The following is a 20,340-nucleotide window of genomic DNA, read 5'->3' as shown; positions in this document are numbered from 1 at the left end:
ATGCAATATAACGATCATTTTGGACGTCCACTTGTAGCAATAACTGGTGCAGGAATTGTAACATCACTGGGGAAGGGCAAGCACGAAAATTGGCAAAAATTAACAAGTGGTGTTAGCGGCATCCATAAAATAACGCGCTTTCCTGTTGATGAATTAAAGACTCGTATTGCTGGAACAATTGATTTTCTTAAAGAAAGCACGCATGGCGCTTCTGCTCTTTCTGAAAAACTTGCTGATCTTGCAGCAGAGGAAGCCTTAGAGCAAGCAGCTTTTGATAAAACAAATTTTAATGGACCACTCTTTTTAGCATCCCCCCCTGTTGAGCTTGAGTGGAAAGCACGTCTTACTCTTGATCAAGAAGAATTAAATGGTGCGCCTTCCTATGCGCATCTTCTTGAAATTTGTAGTCATAAATCCCGCGAGACGCTGTTTGAAACCACACAATTTGGTGCAATTGCAGAAAATCTTCAGAAAAAATTTGGTACAAAAGGACTACCTATTACACTTTCCACTGCTTGTGCATCAGGTGCAACAGCAATTCAATTAGGTGTTGAAGCTATTCGACGGGGAGAAACAAATCGTGCACTTACAGTTGCTACAGATGGTTCCGTTTCAGCAGAATCCCTTATCCGCTTTTCATTATTATCTGCTCTTTCAACCCAAAATGATCCTGCAGAAAAAGCAGCAAAACCTTTTAGCCGTGACCGAGATGGTTTTGTTATGGCAGAAGGTTCAGGTGCTCTTGTTCTTGAAGCTCTCGAAAGTGCATTAGATCGTAATGCGACAATTCTAGGAATTTTGGCTGGCTGTGGAGAAACGGCAGATGATTTTCACCGTACGCGTTCAAAACCTGATGCATCTCCAGCAATTGAAGCCGTTCGCAAAGCCTTAGAGGATGCGAATATAAGTATCAATGACATTGACTATATTAATGCACATGGAACCTCAACACCCGAAAATGAAAAGATGGAATATCTGGCATTATCGACAGTCTTCGGTGATATCCTACAACATATTCCAGTTTCTTCTAATAAATCAATGATTGGTCATACCTTAACTGCTGCCGGTGCCATAGAGGCTGTTTTTTCGCTTTTAACGATTCAATCAGGAATACTTCCCCCTACAATCAATTATGATGATCCTGATCCTGCTATTCCTTTAGACGTTGTTCCTAACCATAGCCGTAAAGCTTGTATCAATGCGGTTTTATCAAATTCTTTTGGATTCGGAGGTCAAAATATGAGTCTTGTTATCACAGCCTATAAAGGATAATCCTTTTAACTTTATAATACTTCTATTTTAAGGGGGAATAATAATAATGCGTGCACTGCAACTCTTCAATGAACGCCAACTTGAAATCACCACTATTGCTTCACCGCCGCCGCCGCCGCCCGGTGAAGTAACAGTGCGTATAAAAGCTGTTGCTCTTAATCATCTGGATGTATGGGGCTGGCGTGGTATGGCTTTTGCTAAAAGAAAAATGCCCCTTGTCATTGGCGCAGAAGCTTCTGGTGAAGTTACTCAGCTAGGAAATAACGTTAAAAATTTACAACTTGGACAAATTGTCTCCATTTATGGAGCGCACACTTGTGGAATATGCCGAGCTTGCTGTGAAGGACGTGATAATCTTTGCAATGATGTAAAAGGCGTTTACGGTTTCCATCTTGACGGTTTTGCCCGCGAACTTGTTAATGTGCCAGCACGTCTCTTGGTCCCTGCCCCTGTAAAATGTGATGAACTACAAGCAGCTGTTGCCCCGATTACTTTTGGTACTGTAGAACATATGCTTTTCGATAATGCAAAACTACAGGCAGGCGAAACAATTCTGATACAGGCAGGTGGTTCTGGTATCGGTTCAGCAGCGATTCAACTTGCAAAACAGAAAGGGTGTACAGTTATTACGACTGTCGGCTCAGACGAAAAAATTGCAAAAGCACAATCTCTTGGTGCGGATCATGTTATTAATTACCGTAAAGATCGTTTTGAAGGTGTTGTGCGCAAATTAACCCAAAAAAAAGGCGTCGATGTCGTTTTTGAACACGTAGGTGCACAGACATGGAGCGGTTCTCTGCTGTGTATGAAACGAGGAGCTCGCTTGGTAACTTGTGGTTCTACCTCTGGTGTTTCAACATCACTCAATCTCATGCAATTGTTTCAGCAACAACTTAAGATATTCGGTTCATTTGGTTGCCGTATAGAAAATATGCAAAACGCCATGCAGAAAATGGCACAAGGCGTTGTACAGCCTGTCATTGATACAATTGTTCAATTTAATGAAATTGATACAGCTTTAAAGCGAATGGAAAGCCGTGATGTTTTTGGTAAAATTATTCTTAAAATCGATTAAGTTATGATGAAATTCTATCTTAAAAAATTTGTGTACTCTATTAAAATTATAGCAAAAAAATCGTTTTACTTTTTGTGGGGATATCTACTCATTGGTTCTTTATTTATTCTAAAATATTTTCCTGCCAACATTGGATTTGCTTTTTTTTCCTGGTTAGCAAAAACATTTGGTCCCCTTGTACATCGTCATAAAATTGCTCTTGCAAATCTTAAAGCAGCTTATCCAGAAAAAACAGAAGAAGAACTCCATGCAATTGCCGTGGAAATGTGGGAAAATATCGGACAATTTTTGGCTGAATATATTTTTCTTGATAAAATTTTTGATTTTGATCCTCATGCGGACAAACCAGGTCTTATTGAAGTGAAAGGTGCAGAAATATTTGAGCGATTAAAAAATGAAAAAAAACCACATATTTTTTTCACAGCACATACCGGGAATTTTGAACTTCTTCCTATATGCGCACAAAGTTTTGGTCTGAATGTTACAGTGTTATTTAGACCACCTAATAATCCCTATATTGCAAAACGCGTTCTTAAAGCCAGACAAACTTCCATGGGACACCTCGTCCCCTCCAAGGCTGGTGCTGCTTGGGCATTAGCCGCCAAGTTAGCAGAAGGAGAAAATGTTGGTATGCTTGTTGATCAAAAGTTTCGCCGAGGTGTTTTGGGAACATTTTTCAACAGACCACTTAAAACCAACCCCTTAATTATAAAACTTGCGCGCCAATATGATTGCGATATCTATCCAGCACGCTGTATCCGTCTAGCTGGAAGGCGCCATCGTTTAGAGTTGTATGAACGTGTAAAACTTCCACTTGATGAAAAAAATGAAATTGATATAGCTGCTTCCACGCAAAAATTAAATGATATCGTTGAAAGTTGGGTGCGTGAATATCCAGGACAATGGACTTGGTTACACAGACGTTGGGATAGTTGACTATATCCATAGCATTTATAGGAGAAATATAAGTGTTTGCGTCAAAAGATATCAATGATCTTATCACAATTGTTGCAGCATTACGAAATCGTGAGAGCGGTTGTATCTGGAATATAAAACAAACATTTGAATCCCTCATACCCTATATGCTTGAAGAAGTTTACGAGGTCATTGATGCTATTGAACGAAAAAACCGAACAGATCTCTGCGATGAACTTGGTGATCTTCTTTTACAAGTCGTTTATCACGCTACAATTGCCCAAGAAGAAGGTAGCTTTACCTTTGAAGATGTTGTTTACGCTATTACCTCAAAAATGATTCGCCGCCATCCTCACGTTTTTGGCAATGCAGAACAGAAAAAACGTGGTTTTGTAGAGGATGAATGGGAACGTATCAAAAAAACAGAACAGATTAAACAAAATAAATGCTCTGAAGCAGTAAACTTGCCAAGCAATCCCATAACAAGTATTCTTGCAAAAGTGAAAAAGCTTCAACCAGCAGATCAAGAAGCACTCGCTTTACAAAAAGAAGCTGCTACAGTGGGATTTAATTGGCATGAAAACGATAAATTTTTTGCAAAAATCGAAGAAGAACTGAATGAACTCAAAGAGGCAATCAAAAAAGACAAAATATCAGATATAGAAATAGAATTCGGTGATCTTTATTTTTCTCTGCTTAATCTCGCACTTCACTTGAATATTGATTCACAAAAAGCATTAAAAAAAACAAATACAAAATTTCGAAATCGTTTTGCCTATATTGAAGAAAGCCTATACAAACAATCTAAAATACCAGCTGATACAACCCTAGAAGAAATGGAAGCTCTTTGGAATAAGGCTAAGGGCGAAGAATAATAAAAATATTAGATTTTATCAATCTAAAAAATAAGCTCGCCACCTTCACTCAGTTCAAATAGCCTTGTATGCTTCATTTAACTGATTTTGCGAAACGGGACGAAGTTCTACTGATTCACCGCATCCACATGCTGAGACTTGATTAGGATTTTTAAAGACAAATCCGGAACGAAGTGTTGTCACTTCATAATCCACTTGCGTTCCTAATAAAAATAAGACTGCATCATGTGCTATAAAAACACGGGCACCATTAACTTCAACAAGATCCGCATCCAGAGTTTCTTCTTTTACAAGAGTAATAGTATATTCCATTCCTGCACAGCCGCCTTTTTTGATACCAATAAGAATACCACAGGCATCTTTCGCATTCATGATCGCTTTAACACGATCTACCGCAGCTTCCGTCAAATTTACTACCGAAAAACGACTCATCATTTACTCTTTTGTTGTTAAATAAAAACTTTAGTGTTCACTCTATGGTATTTTATTTATCTGATCTATAAAAGACAAAACAACAAGATATAAAATTGAAATGTTTTAGTCTTTTTTCATCGCGATAAAAACCTCATATTCAAAAATTTGGATTGATGCCAATAATTTCTATTTTTGCTGTTTTTGTTGTCCATATTTAAATATCCTTTTTCTCTAAAAATAAAAAACAAAGAAAAATCTCTCCAATATCCTGATTGAGTTATGATATTTATAAAAGCGTTCACCTTTTTGTCAGATTTTCTATGAAGAAAAAGGAAGAGGAAAAAATATTATTTTTTTCTCGCAATTTATTAGATTTTCCACCCTAAAAATGCATCTCAAAGCATGACATCATTATCTCATTTTTTCGCAATCTATGTAAAATAGTTAGTAAATGTGTACTTATAGCTGCTATAAAATCAACGATAACTAAGAGCTTTATAATTTAATTATTTATCCTAAAACAGCAAGAAAATCTCAAAGTTTAAGATTTCTTTTATGCAAATAAGCTCTTTAAAAAAATGGAAAGGTACTTTAAGATTTTATTTTTCTCTTGCCTTTAAAGAAACAGTCGTTTAGTCGTTTTTCACAGTTCGGAGCGTAGCGCAGCCTGGTAGCGCACTTGACTGGGGGTCAAGGGGTCGTGGGTTCAAATCCCGCCGCTCCGACCATTTCTTCCTCTTTAGCTTGTCATTATTTTGTATATTGTAGCTTATCAGCGGATTTTGCATATTTTGACACCAAGTTTTGTACCAATTTATTTTTTTTCAATTTTTTGAAGGGGTTCTCAAAGGGGCTTCAAAAGCCTTTTAAAGGTCATTTAAAGACCCTTTTCGTGAATCTTTTTGTCTTTTCCTAAAAGTTGCAATTGGTAATGATCAATTCTGTTGCCGGAATCGCATTATTTGAAGAGTTACAAGAATAAATTGTTCTCAGCTCTTTTAGGGTAAATTGACTAAAAATTTTTCGTATCTCTGGCACATCATTGAGAGAGAAGAAACTTCCCCTTTAATTGCGCAAGCAGCGCAGACATCGTCTGGTAATCCTCCCGCTTAAAGAAGTCCTTTCCGTAGCAATCCTCCATGCCCCAATAAGGGGGATCTAGATAAAACAAAATATTGGGCCGGTCATAACCACAATAAAATCAGACCAATCTAAATGTTCAATGCTAGCACTCGCTAAGCGACGGTCTATGAGCTTTAATAGGCTTTCAAGTTTCAAAGGATTAAACCCTGCCCTACGGTCTTTTTCAACTCTAAACGTACGATTGCCTACCTTCGCGCTAAAGCTTAACCGCTGCAAATATAAAAACCGCAAAGCCCGTTCTAAATCCGTGAGGGTGTTGGGATCTTGAGTACGTCATCGTTGAAACGCCTCACGACTGCTTATCTGAGACTGCAAAAAAACCGTAAAAGGGTGATAATGACGTTGTAACATCCGAAAAAATCATCAAAAAATGACAACATTGCATCTCTTTATACCAAAAGCACAGATCATAAAAAAAACTTACCCTTGAAAGCTTCCTAGAATGAGAGATAGAAGCAGAAAACTCAGTAGTATCAATAACTAAATAACTTCATCATATCCGATTACTATACTGGTTTTATTGTAAAATAAAATATCCATAACGGGTGATAAAAAACTTTTACAATAAACTTTTTTGCATTGACTGTTTACGATTTTTTAAGAACAAACATTTTAGTATTGCTACATTAATCCATAATTTTACCTATGGGATTTTTCCCTAAATTTGACCGTACAGAACAATTTTTAATTAATGTGTGAATTTCACCCCAAAATACAAAATAGTTCTGTACGGTGTTTTTTGCGTGTTTAAATGTATATTTACTACAGTATCAAAGAGAAAATTTCACTATTTTTATACTCTTTAATGTTTTTAATTGTTCCTCTATAATTGAAATAAAATCACTGGTGGACTTAGGCACTAAATTTTATTTATTTATCTCTTTAAATGTGGAGACAACTTTCTTGATGAAATTTTAAAAGAGATTGAGGACTTATAATCTGGCATACAAAAATAACAGAAAAAACATCGAAGAAATTGTGTAAATGCAAAATAGCAGTACGATTTGCTAGGTAGACAATGAAGCGCTTAAAAACATGCTGTTGAATTTGCCCCTCCTTATTGTATGAATGGAGTGACTGAAAACATGATTTTGGAAAGTTCCAGATAACTATTCAGACATGGTGATTGAGCAAGAGAATAATCTTAAAACATTCCCTCCAAAGCACAAGACCATCCGATTAATTGGCTTGGGTAAAATAGGAAGAGCAACACTAGAAAGATTAAAGCCTTTTGGATTCAAAATGTTTGTCTATGATCCATATATTGATGAAAGTCTACAAAAATCATTCAATTACGTCCATCTTTAAACTTCTAGAAGATATGAACGTGTTTCTAGAAGAATCTGATGTGGTATCATTGCATTGCCCTCCTACAAAAAACATGGGAATGATTAATTCAGAATTCCTCAAAAAGATGAAGAAAAATGTCATCTTAGTGAATACTGCAAAGAGTAAAATCTTGAGTTATTTTGATTGTTTAGAAAAGCTTCTAAGGGAGCATCTTAAGTTCCATGCACTCCTTAAGGGTCCGCCCCGTAGAGCCATAAAATACCCCCCCTCTTACCTCTCATTCAAGCTTGGAAAGAAAATGCTGATTGGCTATCATCAAGGCATGATTTTAACTCATATCATGCATATTTTTCAGAAATCTCTCATAATTGATATGAGAAGAGATATTGTTGCAACGAGGTTATATCTTGCCTATATAAAAATAAAATGAAAGACTTGATGGTTTTTTTTATGATTAACAATATTTACTGTGTTGGGCGCAATTATGTGGAACATGCACATGAACTGGGCAATGTTGTTGAAGATGAACCCGTTATATTTAGTAAGCCGAACAGTTCACTCGTGTTAGGAAATCAAATTTTTCTCCCCAACTTTTCTCAAGAAATACATTTCGAAACTGAAATTGTACTTAGAATTTCAAAGGACACTTTTATGGTCAATGAGATAGAAGCGGAAGAATGTTACGATGCAGTAGCGGTGGGACTTGATCTAACTGCTAGAGATCTACAAACAAAATTGAAAGAAAAAAAGCTTCCTTGGCTTTTGTCTAAAGGATTTAAAGGAGCCGCATACGTTTCTGACTTCATAAGTAAGGAAAAAATAGACAATCCTATAACCTTTGAAATGAAGCTAAATGGTGAAACGATGCAACTTGGCAATACAAAAGATATGATCTTTAGCTTTGAGAAAATAATATCATTCTTAAGTCGCTACATTCAGCTAAGGAGTGATGATATAATATATACAGGGACTCCACAAGTTGTAGGCAAACTTTCTCCATTTGATCGAATAGAATTATATCTCGATGATAAATTAATTTCAGAAATAACAGTCAAATGAATCATCAAATACTTACCTTTTCATAGTCTCATTATTTTAGTCATACCGCCTAGACCTAATACCGCCCTTATCATCGATAAGGCAACAAGACTGAGAAAAAAGAATGCACCTGCCAACGTTGCAGGATTGTGTACACCAACATATGCGCACGGGATATTTTCTATACTAGGTGTATCAGCGATTATCCTCAACTATAAAACACTCTTTGTTTAGTGAAACTCACGGGTAGCTGCTACTTATTATAGATGAGAATTAAATCGCTTAAGGCTGGAATAAACAGCTTAAATTCAAAAGAGCTCATATCAAAAATAAAAATAATGCAAAGGATAAAGTAAGAACTCTAACTCGCTATATGGACGATTTTATGACAAAAATACTAAAGTATCAATATTCTATATCGCAGCCTTCCCAAAATTCTTGTCTTCTGGTAGTGGAATAAAAAAAGGATTTGAACTTATAACCATACATTCCCTTTAACATATTTGCGTGGTTCACTTTGATGACCATTTTTATATCATTTGGCTAGCACCATTAAAAAAAAGAAACACGTAAAAGAATATATAAATATAGCAACAGGGACAGTTTTATCTCTGTTTTCTTTTTTATTTTCTTTGAATAACTTTTTTCGATAATAAATTGCACGACTTACAAGAAAACCTTTTCATGGTCTTGCCTGTTTATTGCTCTTAATATCTCTAACCTCGTGATAGAGCTTATACTACCAGCAATTCCTCCCTTTTTCTGTATAGAAGAACTTTAAGCTGAGCAATAATGGACTCTTCGAATTTTAATAAATTAAAATTAAGAATGATCTCTTTAGCAAAAGTTTTAACTCTCTCATTGACCTCACTATCACCAAGAGATACCATAAATCTCAGGTTATAGAAGCTGGCAGCTCATAGCAGATTTAATAACGAGTGCTCCTACACAAGTCTATTCTTGGCTGATAGCCTGTAAATCCATTCGCTGATTTTATCAAACAAATGCAGTTACGGCTTAAGTTGTAGTTAGTCGACAAAAGTCTCTTTGCTTTTTGCAATATTCAGATTGACAGAATCTGCTAACTTCTTCCAGCGTTTAGAATTTTAACCGCCAGCTAACAATTTTCTAATGACTTTGATGTGAATTTTGCAGATTAGAATTGAATATGCTGTATTAACAGCTCATTTTTTACGGTAGCTGCATAGTGAAGCGAATGCATTTTTCCGCATTCAACGCAGTGCATATAGAGATCTTCAGCGTGAAAGGCAGTGCACATATAGCCGTTTTCGTGATTGGGTACATTAATCAATAGCTACCATACATAATCAAAAAAGCAGACTCACTTTACTATCAAAATAGTTCATCACTCCCTTGATACCAATGCTTTTGACATTTTAATGGAAAAATTTCCCAAACGCCACATTGTAAATTGTTATTTGAATTTTAATCGGGTTCAACCAATGTATCTATCCCAAAATTCGCCTGAATTTTTATCTCCAAGGTCCTCAAAAATTTCCTCTCTCCATTATTATTTCCTAAAAAATATTAGATTTCTAAATAAAAAGGCAGAAAGAACTCAATATACTGTAATAATAATTGAAATTTATATTACAAAATTAATTTAGTATTTTATAAGCGGGTATTTACAGAATTATCTTCATTTTAATACAAACCAATCAGTTAAAAAATAAAAAATTATAAAGATATGAATTTCTTCATGACTCTTTTACAAAATTCAAAATACTTTCTATAAAAAACATATATCCTATATAATATAGGGAATAGCTTTGGAGATATCTTTATGTTAAATTTACGAAATGGTTCAATTATGTTTACTTATCCTATGCTTAAAATGTTAAGACGATTCTCAATCGCTATTTTCTTGGCATTTTTAATACCTTCTTTAAGTGGCTGCGGATTTAATACGATACCAACAAATGAAGAAAAAGCACATGCAGCATGGAGTGAAGTGCTAAACCAATATCAACGCCGTGCGGATCTTATTCCTAATCTTGTGGAAACTGTTAAAGCCTATGCTGCCCATGAAAAAGATGTTTTTACCAATGTTGTTGAAGCACGTGCAAAAGCAACACAAGTAAATATTAATGCCGATCTGTTGAATAATCCAGAAATGATGCAGCAATATCTTAACAATCAAGCAAATTTATCAAGCGCACTTTCACGTCTTATGGCTATTGTTGAAAATTATCCTGACCTTAAAGCAAATCAGAATTTTCTTGCTCTTCAATCACAATTAGAAGGAACTGAAAACCGGATTTCTGTTGCACGCCGTGATTATATTGAAACAGTACGTGTCTACAATACCGCACTAAAAACAATGCCAACAATACTTTGGGCAAAATTATGGTTTCGTGATGCTAAGCCTATGCCGACATTTACAATCGATACCAATAGCCAACAAACACCGAAAGTCAATTTTAATTAATGAAACCCTTTCGATATTTTATACAACGCAATGTTTTTACACATCTATTGGCTTTTATTAGCTTTCTGTTCTTTGTCGCTGCATCGGGGGATATTGCTTGTTCGCAAAACAAATTTCCTCCCTTAACTGGCTATGTTAACGATGTAGCTCATTTGCTCGATAATGCAACAAAGCAGGGTTTAACAGATAAATTGGCTGAACTCGAAGAGAAAACTGGAGATCAAATTGTTATTGTAACTCTCTCTACCCTTTCAGGAAGCGATATAGAAACATATAGTAATTCTCTTTTTCGCAGATGGGGATTAGGCCAAAAACAAATTAACAACGGTGTATTACTTGTCATTGCACCGAATGAACGTGAAATGCGTATTGAAGTGGGCTATGGTTTGGAAGGAGTGCTAACAGACGCTCTTTCCACAGTTATCATTAATAGCTTCGTTCTTCCTAATTTTCGTGAAGGAAACTATCAAAAAGGAATTGTCGAAGCAGTTCATGCAATTATCAATGTCATTACAGAAAATGATTCTGATTTTTCTTTTCGAATCAAGCAAAAGGTTAAGATTGTTGAAGAAAAACGTAAACAAGCTGAAAAAGAAGAAATGATAGCGAATGCAATCATCTTTTTTTTAATATTCTTTATCCTATTTATTCTGCCCGTTCTTGCAATGATTTTTGGAAAAAAAGTAGGACCACAAAAATATCTCTGGATGGGAATAGTTTTCACACCTTGGTTTTTAGCTAGAGATAGACGCTCTGGCAATATCTTTGGCAACAATTCAAGAGGTGATGGATCATTTGGGGGAGGTGGATTTTCCGGTGGTGGTGGATCATCTGGTGGTGGTGGTGCAACAGGAAGATGGTAAAATAAAAACAGATTTTGAAACGTAGAAAATTCTTAAGATAAAATTTACGACTGTATTATCTTGCTTTTAATAAAATGTTTGACATCTTACTCTATCATTATCTTACTTCATTACAGCACAAATTCAAACACCAACATAAATATTGCACATGACATTTGAATTCAAACATATTGATCGTGATCACTTATCACATCAGTTTAAAGCAGTTCCTGGAAGTCCACCGGTAGAATGGAAAACAAGTAATAGCTTGGTCGAATATCCTGAAGCATTGCGCTATATGCAAGAGCGTGTAGAAAACATTCTTGCAAAAAAAGCACATGAACAAGTTTGGCTCCTTGAGCATCCGCCCCTCTATACAGCTGGTACAAGTGCGAAGAAAAAAGATCTTTTAACACCGCATTTATTTCCCGTTTATGAAGCAGGGCGTGGTGGTGAATTTACATATCATGGTCCAGGGCAACGTATTGCTTACATTATGCTTGATCTTAAACGCCGAAAACAAGACATTCGTGCTTTTATTAGTGCATTAGAAGAATTGATCATACAGATGCTTGCAAAATTTAATATTAAAGGTGAACGACGTGAAGATCGCGTTGGTGTTTGGGTTCAACGACACAATTGCCAATCAACACAAAGTGAATCACATCAAGAAGATAAAATTGCAGCTATTGGCATTCGTGTACGTAAATGGGTGAGTTTTCATGGAATTGCCATTAATGTTGATCCTCATTTAGCCCATTATTCAGGAATTGTTCCCTGTGGAATCACAAATCACGGTGTAACCAGCTTTCTTGATCTCGGTTTGCCTGTAACAATGCAAGATATTGATATTGCTCTCAAACAAATCTTTGAACAAATTTTCGGTCCAACAATTGATGTTTCCTAACTGCATTGATTTTTAAATAAAAAACAGGCATAAAATTTATTTTCATGAAAATTATATTTTATGAGGTGGATAATCAAACGCTATGAGCGATAACAGCAAAGATCTTTTTAGTATTTTAAATAATGCGCAGTCTCGGATCAATACAAAAGCAAAAAATCTGCAATCTCCCGTGAACTCAGAAGCAATGACTTCGAAAAAAGATACGCAAAAAGATGACTATAACGCACTGTCTATTCGTGTACTCGAAGGACTAGAGCCTGTACGTTTGCGTCCTGGAATGTATATTGGGGGGACAGACAGCAAAGCACTTCATCATTTGTTTTCCGAAATTATTGATAATGCAATGGATGAAGCCGTTGCTGGTTATGCCGACTTCATTGATGTATCCTTAGAGAAAAACGGCTATTTAACAGTTACTGACAATGGACGTGGCATTCCTGTCGAAAATCATCCTCAAATGCCTGGAAAATCAACTCTTGAAGTCGTTATGACACAACTCCATTCAGGAGGTAAATTTGATGGTAAAGCTTATCAAACAGCTGGTGGACTGCATGGTGTAGGAATTTCTGTTGTTAATGCTCTTTCTGACTATATGGAAGTTGAAGTAGCACGAGAACGCAAACTTTACCGACAACGCTTCTCGCGCGGTATTCCGCAATCTGGCTTGGAAGATTTGGGGGATGTTTATAATCGTCGTGGCACACGCGTTCGCTTTCATCCTGATAATAAAATTTTCGGTGAAAAAGCAGCTTTCGATCCAGAAAAAATTTATAAGATGGCACGTTCCAAAGCCTATCTTTTTGGCGGCGTAAAAATTCGTTGGAATTGCGATCCTACCTTACTTGAAAATACAAAAAATATTCCTGAAAAAGCTGTTTTTCATTTCCCAGATGGACTTAAAGATTATCTACTCTCATCACTAAAAGATGAATTTCGAGTCACATCGGAAATTTTTTCTGGCAAAACAAAACACTCTAATGATCATGGCTCCGTTGAATGGGCTATTGCTTGGCATGGTGGCGATGCTCATGTACAATCTTACTGCAATACTATTCCCACCGGAGAAGGTGGAACACACGAAATGGGACTGCGTCAAGCTCTTTTGCGCGGATTAAAATCTTACGCTGAATTAATAGGAAACAAACGCGCTGCTATCATTACATCCGACGATGTTATGATTTCAACTGCTGCAATACTTTCAGTATTTATTAAAAATCCTGAATTTGTCGGACAAACAAAAGACCGATTAGCAACAATCGAAGCGCAGCGTATCGTTGAGAATGCAATACGGGATCCTTTTGATCATTGGTTGACAAATTCTCCACAAGAATCAACAAAACTTCTTGATTGGATTGTTGAACGTGCTGAGGAACGCGTTAGACGGCGCCAAGACAGAGAAATCAATCGAAAGACAGCCGTCCGTAAATTACGTCTCCCCGGTAAACTCGCTGATTGTAGTCAAAACTGTGCCGTTGGTGCTGAATTATTCATTGTTGAAGGTGACTCTGCTGGTGGTTCAGCTAAACAAGCACGCAACAGAGCAAACCAAGCCATTTTACCTCTTCGTGGAAAAATCCTCAATGTAGCCAGTGCTGCACACGAAAAAATGAATTCAAGCCAAACAATTAGTGACCTTATACTTGCTCTTGGATGTGGAACACGCTCCAAGTATCGCGAAAAAGATCTCAGATATGAACGTATTATCATTATGACAGATGCAGATGTTGATGGCGCTCATATTGCCTCTCTGCTTATTACCTTCTTCTTCCAAGAAATGCCCGATCTTATTCGTCAGGGACACTTATACCTTGCTGTTCCTCCCCTTTACAGAATATCGCAAGGAGGAAAAATTGCTTATGCGCGTGATGACACCCATAAGGATGAATTGCTAAAAACTGAATTCACTGGAAAAGCTAAAATCGAAATTGGGCGTTTCAAAGGACTTGGTGAAATGCGTGCCGAACAACTTAAAGAAACCACTATGCATCCTCAAAAACGTACATTACTACGCGTTTCTATTAATGCGGAAGAAGTACAAGAAACAAAAAATACTGTAGAAAGCTTAATGGGAACAAAACCAGAAGCACGGTTTCGTTTCATACAGGAAAACTCTACTTTTGCTTCCAATCTAGATATCTGATAATTGCAGAGAATATTCCTCTCAAATCACTGCGGCTGCATCAATAACGCGAAGTTGTGGACTGATATTTCCATTCCAATAATTTAAACTCATATTACCAGCTATATGGATTATTTCACCAACATTTCCAGAGAGAAAATGACCAAGCGGAGTCCCTACAGCACGGAAAGCTATCCCTTGCAGTTTTTTTCCTTCCATATTAGCCATAACAAGGCGGAGATGTCCTTTACCAACCTCACACAGATTTATTAATCGATGAGAAGGAAGAACAAAAACAGGCGTCGTATTGCCTGAACCAAAGGGACCCGCCTTTTCAATCATATCAAAAAGTTCTTTATTAGCACCAGAAGCAGAAAGGCAACCATCTATACTAAGAGACTTTTTAGCACGCAACTGTGAAACATTCAAAGAGACTTTCTCTTCCAACCATTCTCGAAAAATCTCAATTTTTGTCGGTTGGATTGTGATTCCTGCTGCCATGCTGTGCCCTCCCCCTTTTTCTAATAAATTGAGTGTAACGGCTTCACGAACAAGTGCTCCTAAATCTATACCGCTAATTGAACGCCCTGACCCTACACCACTTCCATCTTCTTTCAAAGCAATGGCAAACACAGGACAAAAAAAACGCTCTTTTAAACGAGACGCAAGAATACCAATAATTCCTGGATGCCACTCTTGATGAGCAATTACAAGCGATAGCGGTGTTTCTCGATCTTGATAAAGAGAATCAATATAAGATTCTGCTTGCGTTAATTGCATATCCTCCATTTCTTGACGTTCTTGGTTTAGTTGATTCAATTGTTCTGCTATTCTGTCTGCTTCCTCTTTATCCTCACAGCTCAGCAAACGTGCTCCTAAAGCCTGATCACCAATACGCCCTCCCGCATTAATTCTAGGACCTAATAAAAAACCGAAATGAAAACTATTGAGTGGCTCACCTATACGTGCAACTTTTGTTAAAGCTGCTATTCCAGGATTATGCATAGAACGGGCAACCTGGAGCCCTTTTACCACAAAAGCACGATTAACACCTTGTAATGGAACAACATCACATACGGTTGCCAATGCAACAAGATCAAGCATACTGAGAAGATCAGGAAGCTTTCCTGCAAACTTCTTCTTTCGCAACAAATGATGAACCCATGCTAAGGTAACAAAGACAACGCCAGCAGCACATAAATGCCCCTGTCCAGAAAAATCATCTGGACGATTAGGATTGACAAGAGCAACAGCTTCTTGATGAACTTCTGACATTTGATGATGATCTAAAACGACAACATCAGCACCTGCAAGCCTTGCTGCTTTTATGGCATCTGGACTGTTCGCACCACAATCAACTGTGATAATCAAACGAACACCTTGTTGTACTAACAGCCCCATTGCTTGTTCATTGGGACCATATCCTTCAACAATCCGATCAGGAATATAAATTTTTACTTTGACACCAAAATAACGCAGAAAGCGGGCTATGAGTGCTGATGAACAAGCACCATCAACATCATAATCACCAAAAATTGCAACTTTCTCTTGCTCTAGAATAGCTTTCACGATGCGCTCTGCTGCGCATTGCATATCCCTAAAACTTTCTGGATCAGGCATGAGTGTGCGCAAGGTCGGATTAATAAAAGAAACAGCTTTAGATTCATCGACATCTCTTGCCGAGAGAACACGGGCTAATTGATCTGGAAAACCAAATTTCTGAGAAATAGCGTGTGCATTATTTATCCCTTGAATATCAAGGGCATCTAACCACGCCTGACCACAAGCAGAAGATTGAATATTGAGAAAATAACGAGAGTGATGCATTGGTGTTTATTTTATAATGAAGGCAAATAAAATACAATCACGCATTCAAGGTAAAAGTGTCTTTTATAATATTCACTCTAACTTAAAACCTATATACACTTTCCAATATATGGTATTATAATACCTCTATTATAAAGTACTGTTTTATAAGTTTTTTATTTTCTCTTGACGCAAATCAAAAGACATTATATCAGAGTAAGTCATACGCGTTAAATATTTCGCTGTGCTAACAATTTTCAACGCAAACAATGAAAATGCCCTCATGCTACAAGGGCTTTGATACAAGGATACTTCTATGGCAACTTTTTCACAAAAGCCAACTGAAGTGGTGAAAAAATGGGTTATTATTGACGCAGAAAACCTCGTTTTAGGGCGTCTTGCCACATTTGTTGCTAACCGCTTACGTGGTAAACATAAAGCTACATTTACTCCACATGTTGATGATGGTGACAATGTTATTGTGATCAATGCAGATAAAATATCTCTCACCGGTAAAAAATATACAGATAAAAAATATTATTGGCATACTGGCTATATCGGTGGAATTAAAGAGCGTACAGCACGTCAGATTCTTGAAGGACGTTTTCCTGAACGCGTCGTTGAAAAAGCTGTAGAACGTATGATTCCTCGTGGACCTCTTGGTCGTCGCCAATTGAAGAATCTCCGTGTTTACGCTGGAAGCCAACACCCGCATGCGGCACAACAGCCCGAAGCTCTTGACGTTGGTGCTTTAAACCGCAAAAACAAAAGGATTGCTTGATTATGGCTGAAATTAATTCTCTTGCTGAGCTTAGTGTTGTTACAAATACTGCAGAAGCTCGTGAAAATGTCGCTCCTGTTCATGTGCAAAAGCTTGATTCACAAGGGCGTGCCTATGCAACAGGAAAACGTAAAGATGCTGTTGCTCGCGTATGGATCAAGCCTGGCTCTGGAAAAATCACCATTAACAATAAAGAATTTGACGAATATTTTGCCCGTCCTGTTCTTAGAATGATTCTTCGCCAGCCAATTGTTGCAACAAACAGGGATACTCAATTTGATATTGTTGCAACCGTTGCAGGCGGCGGTCTTTCTGGACAAGCTGGTGCGGTACGCCATGGCATTTCTAAAGCTTTAACCTATTACGAACCAGAACTTCGTACAATCCTGAAAAAAGGTGGCTTTCTTACCCGTGATAGCCGTGTTGTTGAACGTAAAAAATATGGTAAAGCGAAAGCGCGTCGTTCTTTCCAATTCTCAAAGCGTTAATTTTAATTTTTTTACAATTCATAGAGCTCTGTTTCAACAGGGCTTTTTGTTTGCGAAAAGCAGAATGCTCTTATAGCGTTAGATTGGGCTCGTTGATCAATATTCTTTTGGGAAAATATAGTAACAAATCTGTATTTTTTAGATAAGAGAATTAGAAAAAAATCAATCAGAAAAGCTCCAAAACTTCGATTCTTATTTCTAGAATTCGTGCTCTACTAAATCAAGTATAAATAACTTGGGTAGATTTACATTCTTGTTCATAGAAACATTTACAATATACCTTTCAGTTCTCTCATGAAGTTCTGAGTGTCTTTTTCCACTATTCTTGAACAAAGTTTCAGTTCAAAAAGTTCTTTACCATTGAGATAAAATGAGGAACAGAAATAGGCTTTGACATATATTCCTCACATCCACTGGCACGAATTCGTTCTTCATCCCCCTTCATCGCAAAGGCTGTTACAGCAACAACGGGGATAGATCGAAGTTCCTCATCCTCTTTTAATTGTTTAATAACATCGATACCTGACACTTCAGGCAGCTGAATATCTACAAGGATAAGGGAAGGCATGGATGAACGCGCTAAATCTAATGCCATAAGACCATTACGCGTCTCAACAGTTTCATAGCCACTCGCTTCTACAAGATCACGGAATAACTTCATATTCAGTTCGTTATCTTCCACGATCATGACTTTTTTTGACATTCCTATAACTCCGCCCTTTTGCAATAAAATTGATAAAGAAACATGAATACACACTCCCTCTAATCTAAGATAAAATGATCAAAAAAATTGTAAACCACAAAGAGCCTCCATAATTTTTGTTAAAAGCATTTTTTCGCAAATATTTGCCATGCTTATCACTATGTTTTTTCATTTTATAAGCATAAAATCATAATAACTGTAAGTTTATCGTGTATTTTTTGAAATAATATACAAATTTTATGGATATCTTGATAACGCAGAGGTTTTTTCATTGTAGAAAAATATCAACCTGAAACTTCGCTCAAATGTGCATTTTAAAGAGGGAAAAAATATAAATCACTTTGATATGCATTGGTTGTTTGGGTGCAAACAATCAGCGTTTAATTTGTTAAATTAGAGCGTTTACTATTATAATATTTTATTGTCTCAAACATTTGTATGATAGATCAAATAGCTCTTCAATAATACGTCAGAATAAAGATTACCGATAAATTTTAAACAAAATTTTAGAATAGATCACATATGCAATTAATGCAAAGTTCAATGCAAAAGTGGATACAACATTGAAAAATCTCATTACAAGTTCTTAACATCTCCTTCCCACTTATTTCCTCTCTTTTATTATTTTCATAAAGGTCTTGAAGGTATAAATTCCACATAAAAATTCCCTCAATCTTTCGTAATTTCTATACATCAATCACATGAGTTTTATCATTGATAAACAATAACATCTGTATAGCTCTAGGCTTATTATGCAATATCAGCTTAAAGTATCATTTTTATTTATTGAAAGAGGAGGATATGAAGCTTTATTTTGCTCTTTGCCCTGTTAGCCAAAATTAAAAAATAAGCTTGACTAAGTTTTTTGATAATATCACATTACTTTTCTACAATATAATAATATTAATTAATTTAAATTTATTTTAATAATAATGAATTTCAAAAAAGACGTTATGGCTATAAGTATAAAAAATAACTTTGCTAATAATAATAGCTTTTTCCTAGTTTCTTTTTACTGTATCCATTAGATTTAAAGTACAAAACTGTTAAGAATATAACAGTAATAATGATAATAATTGAACTAAATAGTTTTATAATTAAAATTAATAAAATCCATCTATATCAATAATAACCACCATAATAATTAGAAAATAAAATATACAAATATTCAAATAAAATATATTTAATTCATATTAATCTTTCATTTATCCATTTCTTAAATTTAAAAGTATGTATAATATTTATAGTTATAAATATAAATGATATTAATGAAATATTCCAAAATATATTATAAAGTACACAATAATAATAATAACTTATCTTAATTGCATAGACTGCCACCAATTAGAAAAATTTAATTTATAAAAATATATACTTAAAATTACAAAAATATTTGTTGCAAATAATGAATTTTTTAATAACAAAAATTAATATCACTCATAATATGTCTCATTTTAAAATGTAAAAATTATTATATTTTATTAGAAATAATAGATATTTATTTATAAATTTTATTTATATTAAAATATTATTTAAATAAAATTATCTATTATATAAAACTTAACATAATAAAAATAATATAAAGGAAAATATAAAAAATTAAATTAATCTTATTAATAAGTTTTTCATAATGTAATTTTCAATATGCCTCTTATATAAATAATATAATTTAAATAAATATATAGCAAAATGATAAAAATAAATCATTAATACTATTTAAAATATACATAATACATAAATTTCTTAATCAAAATATATATATCGCAATTTATTTTAGAAATGAATAGACATATTTATTAAATATGTCTACAAATATGTTATTATTTGATATATATATCATATATAATTTTTAAATTACTTTATAAATTGATAAGTATTATATGCTAAATTTTCCGCACCCGCAGAAAGATAAGCAGCTGAACCTTTGATTACTGAAGCCACATAACCTCCCACTGCAGCCGCTCCTAAGGTACCTGCTACACTTAGACCTGCTGTTTCAGGTCCAAACGCTATCGCTACAGCTCCTCCTAGTACAGTTCCTCCAAATTCACCTACTTTTGATCCAAACGCATAACACTGTTTCCCTGTTTCAGGCGCTGCACTAAAAATATCACCAACACTACATGAATTATCTGAATCATGTGATGAACTTGAACTACCCATTTCCTCATTGTTTATAAATTATTTAAAAACGTATCATAGTGATACAGTTAAAATGGTTAG

At 35.5% G+C, this 20,340-nt stretch carries 17 protein-coding genes, 1 tRNA gene and 1 pseudogene; 14 read left to right on the top strand and 5 right to left on the bottom strand.

The genetic code is table 11. The annotated features are described in order from the left end of the window. Genes BN200_RS07655 through mazG form a run of 4 tightly spaced genes read left to right on the top strand, consistent with a single transcriptional unit; the run spans position 1 to position 4,137 of the window. Positions 1-1,272, top strand: coding sequence for a beta-ketoacyl-ACP synthase (locus BN200_RS07655; protein ID WP_019221976.1), 1,272 nt, complete (start codon positions 1-3; stop codon positions 1,270-1,272). A 46-nt stretch (positions 1,273-1,318) separates the two neighbouring features. After that, complete coding sequence (locus BN200_RS07650; protein WP_019221975.1) at positions 1,319-2,347, top strand: zinc-binding dehydrogenase; 1,029 nt, start codon at positions 1,319-1,321, stop codon at positions 2,345-2,347. Positions 2,348-2,353: 6 nt separating this feature from the next. Then, a complete protein-coding gene (locus tag BN200_RS07645) occupies positions 2,354-3,283 on the top strand; it encodes a lipid A biosynthesis lauroyl acyltransferase (protein ID WP_019221974.1) in 930 nt (309 codons plus the stop codon). Positions 3,284-3,315: 32 nt separating this feature from the next. Further along, positions 3,316-4,137 (top strand): nucleoside triphosphate pyrophosphohydrolase, encoded by an 822-nt coding sequence (gene mazG / locus BN200_RS07640; RefSeq protein WP_019221973.1) that lies wholly within the window; start codon positions 3,316-3,318, stop codon positions 4,135-4,137. 54 nt (positions 4,138-4,191) lie between these two features. Here mazG and BN200_RS07635 read toward each other — a convergent pair whose 3' ends face one another. After that, positions 4,192-4,569, bottom strand: a complete 378-nt coding sequence (locus BN200_RS07635) for an iron-sulfur cluster assembly accessory protein (protein WP_019221972.1) — start codon at positions 4,567-4,569, stop codon at positions 4,192-4,194. 633 nt (positions 4,570-5,202) lie between these two features. On the opposite strand from BN200_RS07635, the gene BN200_RS07630 reads away from it, so the two are divergent. Further along, positions 5,203-5,279: transfer RNA gene (locus tag BN200_RS07630), tRNA-Pro, on the top strand. A gap of 184 nt (positions 5,280-5,463) precedes the next feature. Here BN200_RS07630 and BN200_RS10020 read toward each other — a convergent pair. Continuing rightward, a pseudogene (locus BN200_RS10020) lies at positions 5,464-6,054 on the bottom strand (DNA adenine methylase); the annotation flags it as partial. 759 nt (positions 6,055-6,813) lie between these two features. Here BN200_RS10020 and BN200_RS09800 point away from each other — a divergent pair. From BN200_RS09800 to parE, 7 genes are all read left to right on the top strand, one after another. Then, positions 6,814-7,002, top strand: coding sequence for an NAD(P)-dependent oxidoreductase (locus BN200_RS09800; protein ID WP_244426908.1), 189 nt, complete (start codon positions 6,814-6,816; stop codon positions 7,000-7,002). Further along, a complete protein-coding gene (locus BN200_RS09795) occupies positions 6,947-7,414 on the top strand; it encodes an NAD(P)-dependent oxidoreductase (RefSeq protein WP_019221971.1) in 468 nt (155 codons plus the stop codon). Before BN200_RS09800 ends, BN200_RS09795 begins: the two co-directional genes overlap by 56 nt. A 20-nt stretch (positions 7,415-7,434) precedes the next feature. Further along, on the top strand, positions 7,435-8,043 hold the full coding sequence (locus BN200_RS07615) for a fumarylacetoacetate hydrolase family protein (protein ID WP_034989400.1): 609 nt from the start codon (positions 7,435-7,437) through the stop codon (positions 8,041-8,043). A 1,783-nt stretch (positions 8,044-9,826) separates the two neighbouring features. Further along, complete coding sequence (locus tag BN200_RS07610; protein WP_019221967.1) at positions 9,827-10,471, top strand: LemA family protein; 645 nt, start codon at positions 9,827-9,829, stop codon at positions 10,469-10,471. Then, positions 10,471-11,334 carry a TPM domain-containing protein gene (locus BN200_RS07605; protein WP_019221966.1) on the top strand — a complete coding sequence of 288 codons (864 nt, stop codon included), beginning with the start codon at positions 10,471-10,473 and terminating at the stop codon, positions 11,332-11,334. The genes BN200_RS07610 and BN200_RS07605 overlap by 1 nt, the downstream gene beginning before the upstream one ends. 148 nt (positions 11,335-11,482) lie before the next feature. Beyond that, complete coding sequence (gene lipB / locus BN200_RS07600) at positions 11,483-12,220, top strand: lipoyl(octanoyl) transferase LipB (protein ID WP_019221965.1); 738 nt, start codon at positions 11,483-11,485, stop codon at positions 12,218-12,220. Positions 12,221-12,302: 82 nt separating this feature from the next. Further along, positions 12,303-14,360, top strand: a complete 2,058-nt coding sequence (parE, locus tag BN200_RS07595) for a DNA topoisomerase IV subunit B (RefSeq protein ID WP_019221964.1) — start codon at positions 12,303-12,305, stop codon at positions 14,358-14,360. 21 nt (positions 14,361-14,381) lie between these two features. Here the strand turns inward: parE and recJ are convergent, their stop codons facing one another. Next, entirely contained in the window at positions 14,382-16,166 is a 1,785-nt protein-coding gene (recJ, locus tag BN200_RS07590) for a single-stranded-DNA-specific exonuclease RecJ (RefSeq protein ID WP_019221963.1), read from the bottom strand. A 295-nt stretch (positions 16,167-16,461) separates the two neighbouring features. On the opposite strand from recJ, the gene rplM reads away from it, so the two are divergent. Together rplM and rpsI are read left to right on the top strand one after the other, a co-directional pair. Continuing rightward, a complete protein-coding gene (gene rplM / locus BN200_RS07585) occupies positions 16,462-16,926 on the top strand; it encodes a 50S ribosomal protein L13 (protein ID WP_004861744.1) in 465 nt (154 codons plus the stop codon). Positions 16,927-16,928: 2 nt separating this feature from the next. Continuing rightward, complete coding sequence (gene rpsI / locus BN200_RS07580) at positions 16,929-17,414, top strand: 30S ribosomal protein S9 (protein ID WP_019221962.1); 486 nt, start codon at positions 16,929-16,931, stop codon at positions 17,412-17,414. Between the two features lie 337 nt (positions 17,415-17,751). Here rpsI and BN200_RS07575 read toward each other — a convergent pair whose 3' ends face one another. After that, positions 17,752-18,117, bottom strand: a complete 366-nt coding sequence (locus BN200_RS07575; RefSeq protein ID WP_019221961.1) for a response regulator — start codon at positions 18,115-18,117, stop codon at positions 17,752-17,754. A gap of 1,854 nt (positions 18,118-19,971) precedes the next feature. Further along, positions 19,972-20,280 (bottom strand): hypothetical protein, encoded by a 309-nt coding sequence (locus tag BN200_RS07570; RefSeq protein WP_019221960.1) that lies wholly within the window; start codon positions 20,278-20,280, stop codon positions 19,972-19,974. Positions 20,281-20,340 lie beyond the last annotated feature (60 nt).

It is taken from the genome of Bartonella senegalensis OS02 (assembly GCF_000312545.1).
Lineage (GTDB): Bacteria > Pseudomonadota > Alphaproteobacteria > Rhizobiales > Rhizobiaceae > Bartonella > Bartonella senegalensis.
Note: the sequence above shows the minus strand (reverse complement) of the source record. Positions and strands in the feature narration are given on the sequence as shown.

Excerpts from the sequence above, each read along its gene's own strand:
- rplM (WP_004861744.1), top strand. The coding sequence starts at position 16,462 with ATGGCAACTTTTTCACAAAAGCCAACTGAAGTGGTGAAAAAATGGGTT.
- parE (WP_019221964.1), top strand. The coding sequence starts at position 12,303 with ATGAGCGATAACAGCAAAGATCTTTTTAGTATTTTAAATAATGCGCAG.
- BN200_RS07605 (WP_019221966.1), top strand. The coding sequence starts at position 10,471 with ATGAAACCCTTTCGATATTTTATACAACGCAATGTTTTTACACATCTA.
- BN200_RS07650 (WP_019221975.1), top strand. The coding sequence starts at position 1,319 with ATGCGTGCACTGCAACTCTTCAATGAACGCCAACTTGAAATCACCACT.
- lipB (WP_019221965.1), top strand. The coding sequence starts at position 11,483 with ATGACATTTGAATTCAAACATATTGATCGTGATCACTTATCACATCAG.
- BN200_RS07570 (WP_019221960.1), bottom strand. The coding sequence starts at position 20,280 with ATGGGTAGTTCAAGTTCATCACATGATTCAGATAATTCATGTAGTGTT.
- BN200_RS07655 (WP_019221976.1), top strand. The coding sequence starts at position 1 with ATGCAATATAACGATCATTTTGGACGTCCACTTGTAGCAATAACTGGT.
- BN200_RS09795 (WP_019221971.1), top strand. The coding sequence starts at position 6,947 with ATGATCCATATATTGATGAAAGTCTACAAAAATCATTCAATTACGTCC.
- BN200_RS07610 (WP_019221967.1), top strand. The coding sequence starts at position 9,827 with ATGTTAAATTTACGAAATGGTTCAATTATGTTTACTTATCCTATGCTT.
- BN200_RS07635 (WP_019221972.1), bottom strand. The coding sequence starts at position 4,569 with ATGAGTCGTTTTTCGGTAGTAAATTTGACGGAAGCTGCGGTAGATCGT.
- recJ (WP_019221963.1), bottom strand. The coding sequence starts at position 16,166 with ATGCATCACTCTCGTTATTTTCTCAATATTCAATCTTCTGCTTGTGGT.
- BN200_RS09800 (WP_244426908.1), top strand. The coding sequence starts at position 6,814 with ATGGTGATTGAGCAAGAGAATAATCTTAAAACATTCCCTCCAAAGCAC.
- BN200_RS07615 (WP_034989400.1), top strand. The coding sequence starts at position 7,435 with ATGATTAACAATATTTACTGTGTTGGGCGCAATTATGTGGAACATGCA.
- rpsI (WP_019221962.1), top strand. The coding sequence starts at position 16,929 with ATGGCTGAAATTAATTCTCTTGCTGAGCTTAGTGTTGTTACAAATACT.
- BN200_RS07575 (WP_019221961.1), bottom strand. The coding sequence starts at position 18,117 with ATGTCAAAAAAAGTCATGATCGTGGAAGATAACGAACTGAATATGAAG.
- BN200_RS07645 (WP_019221974.1), top strand. The coding sequence starts at position 2,354 with ATGAAATTCTATCTTAAAAAATTTGTGTACTCTATTAAAATTATAGCA.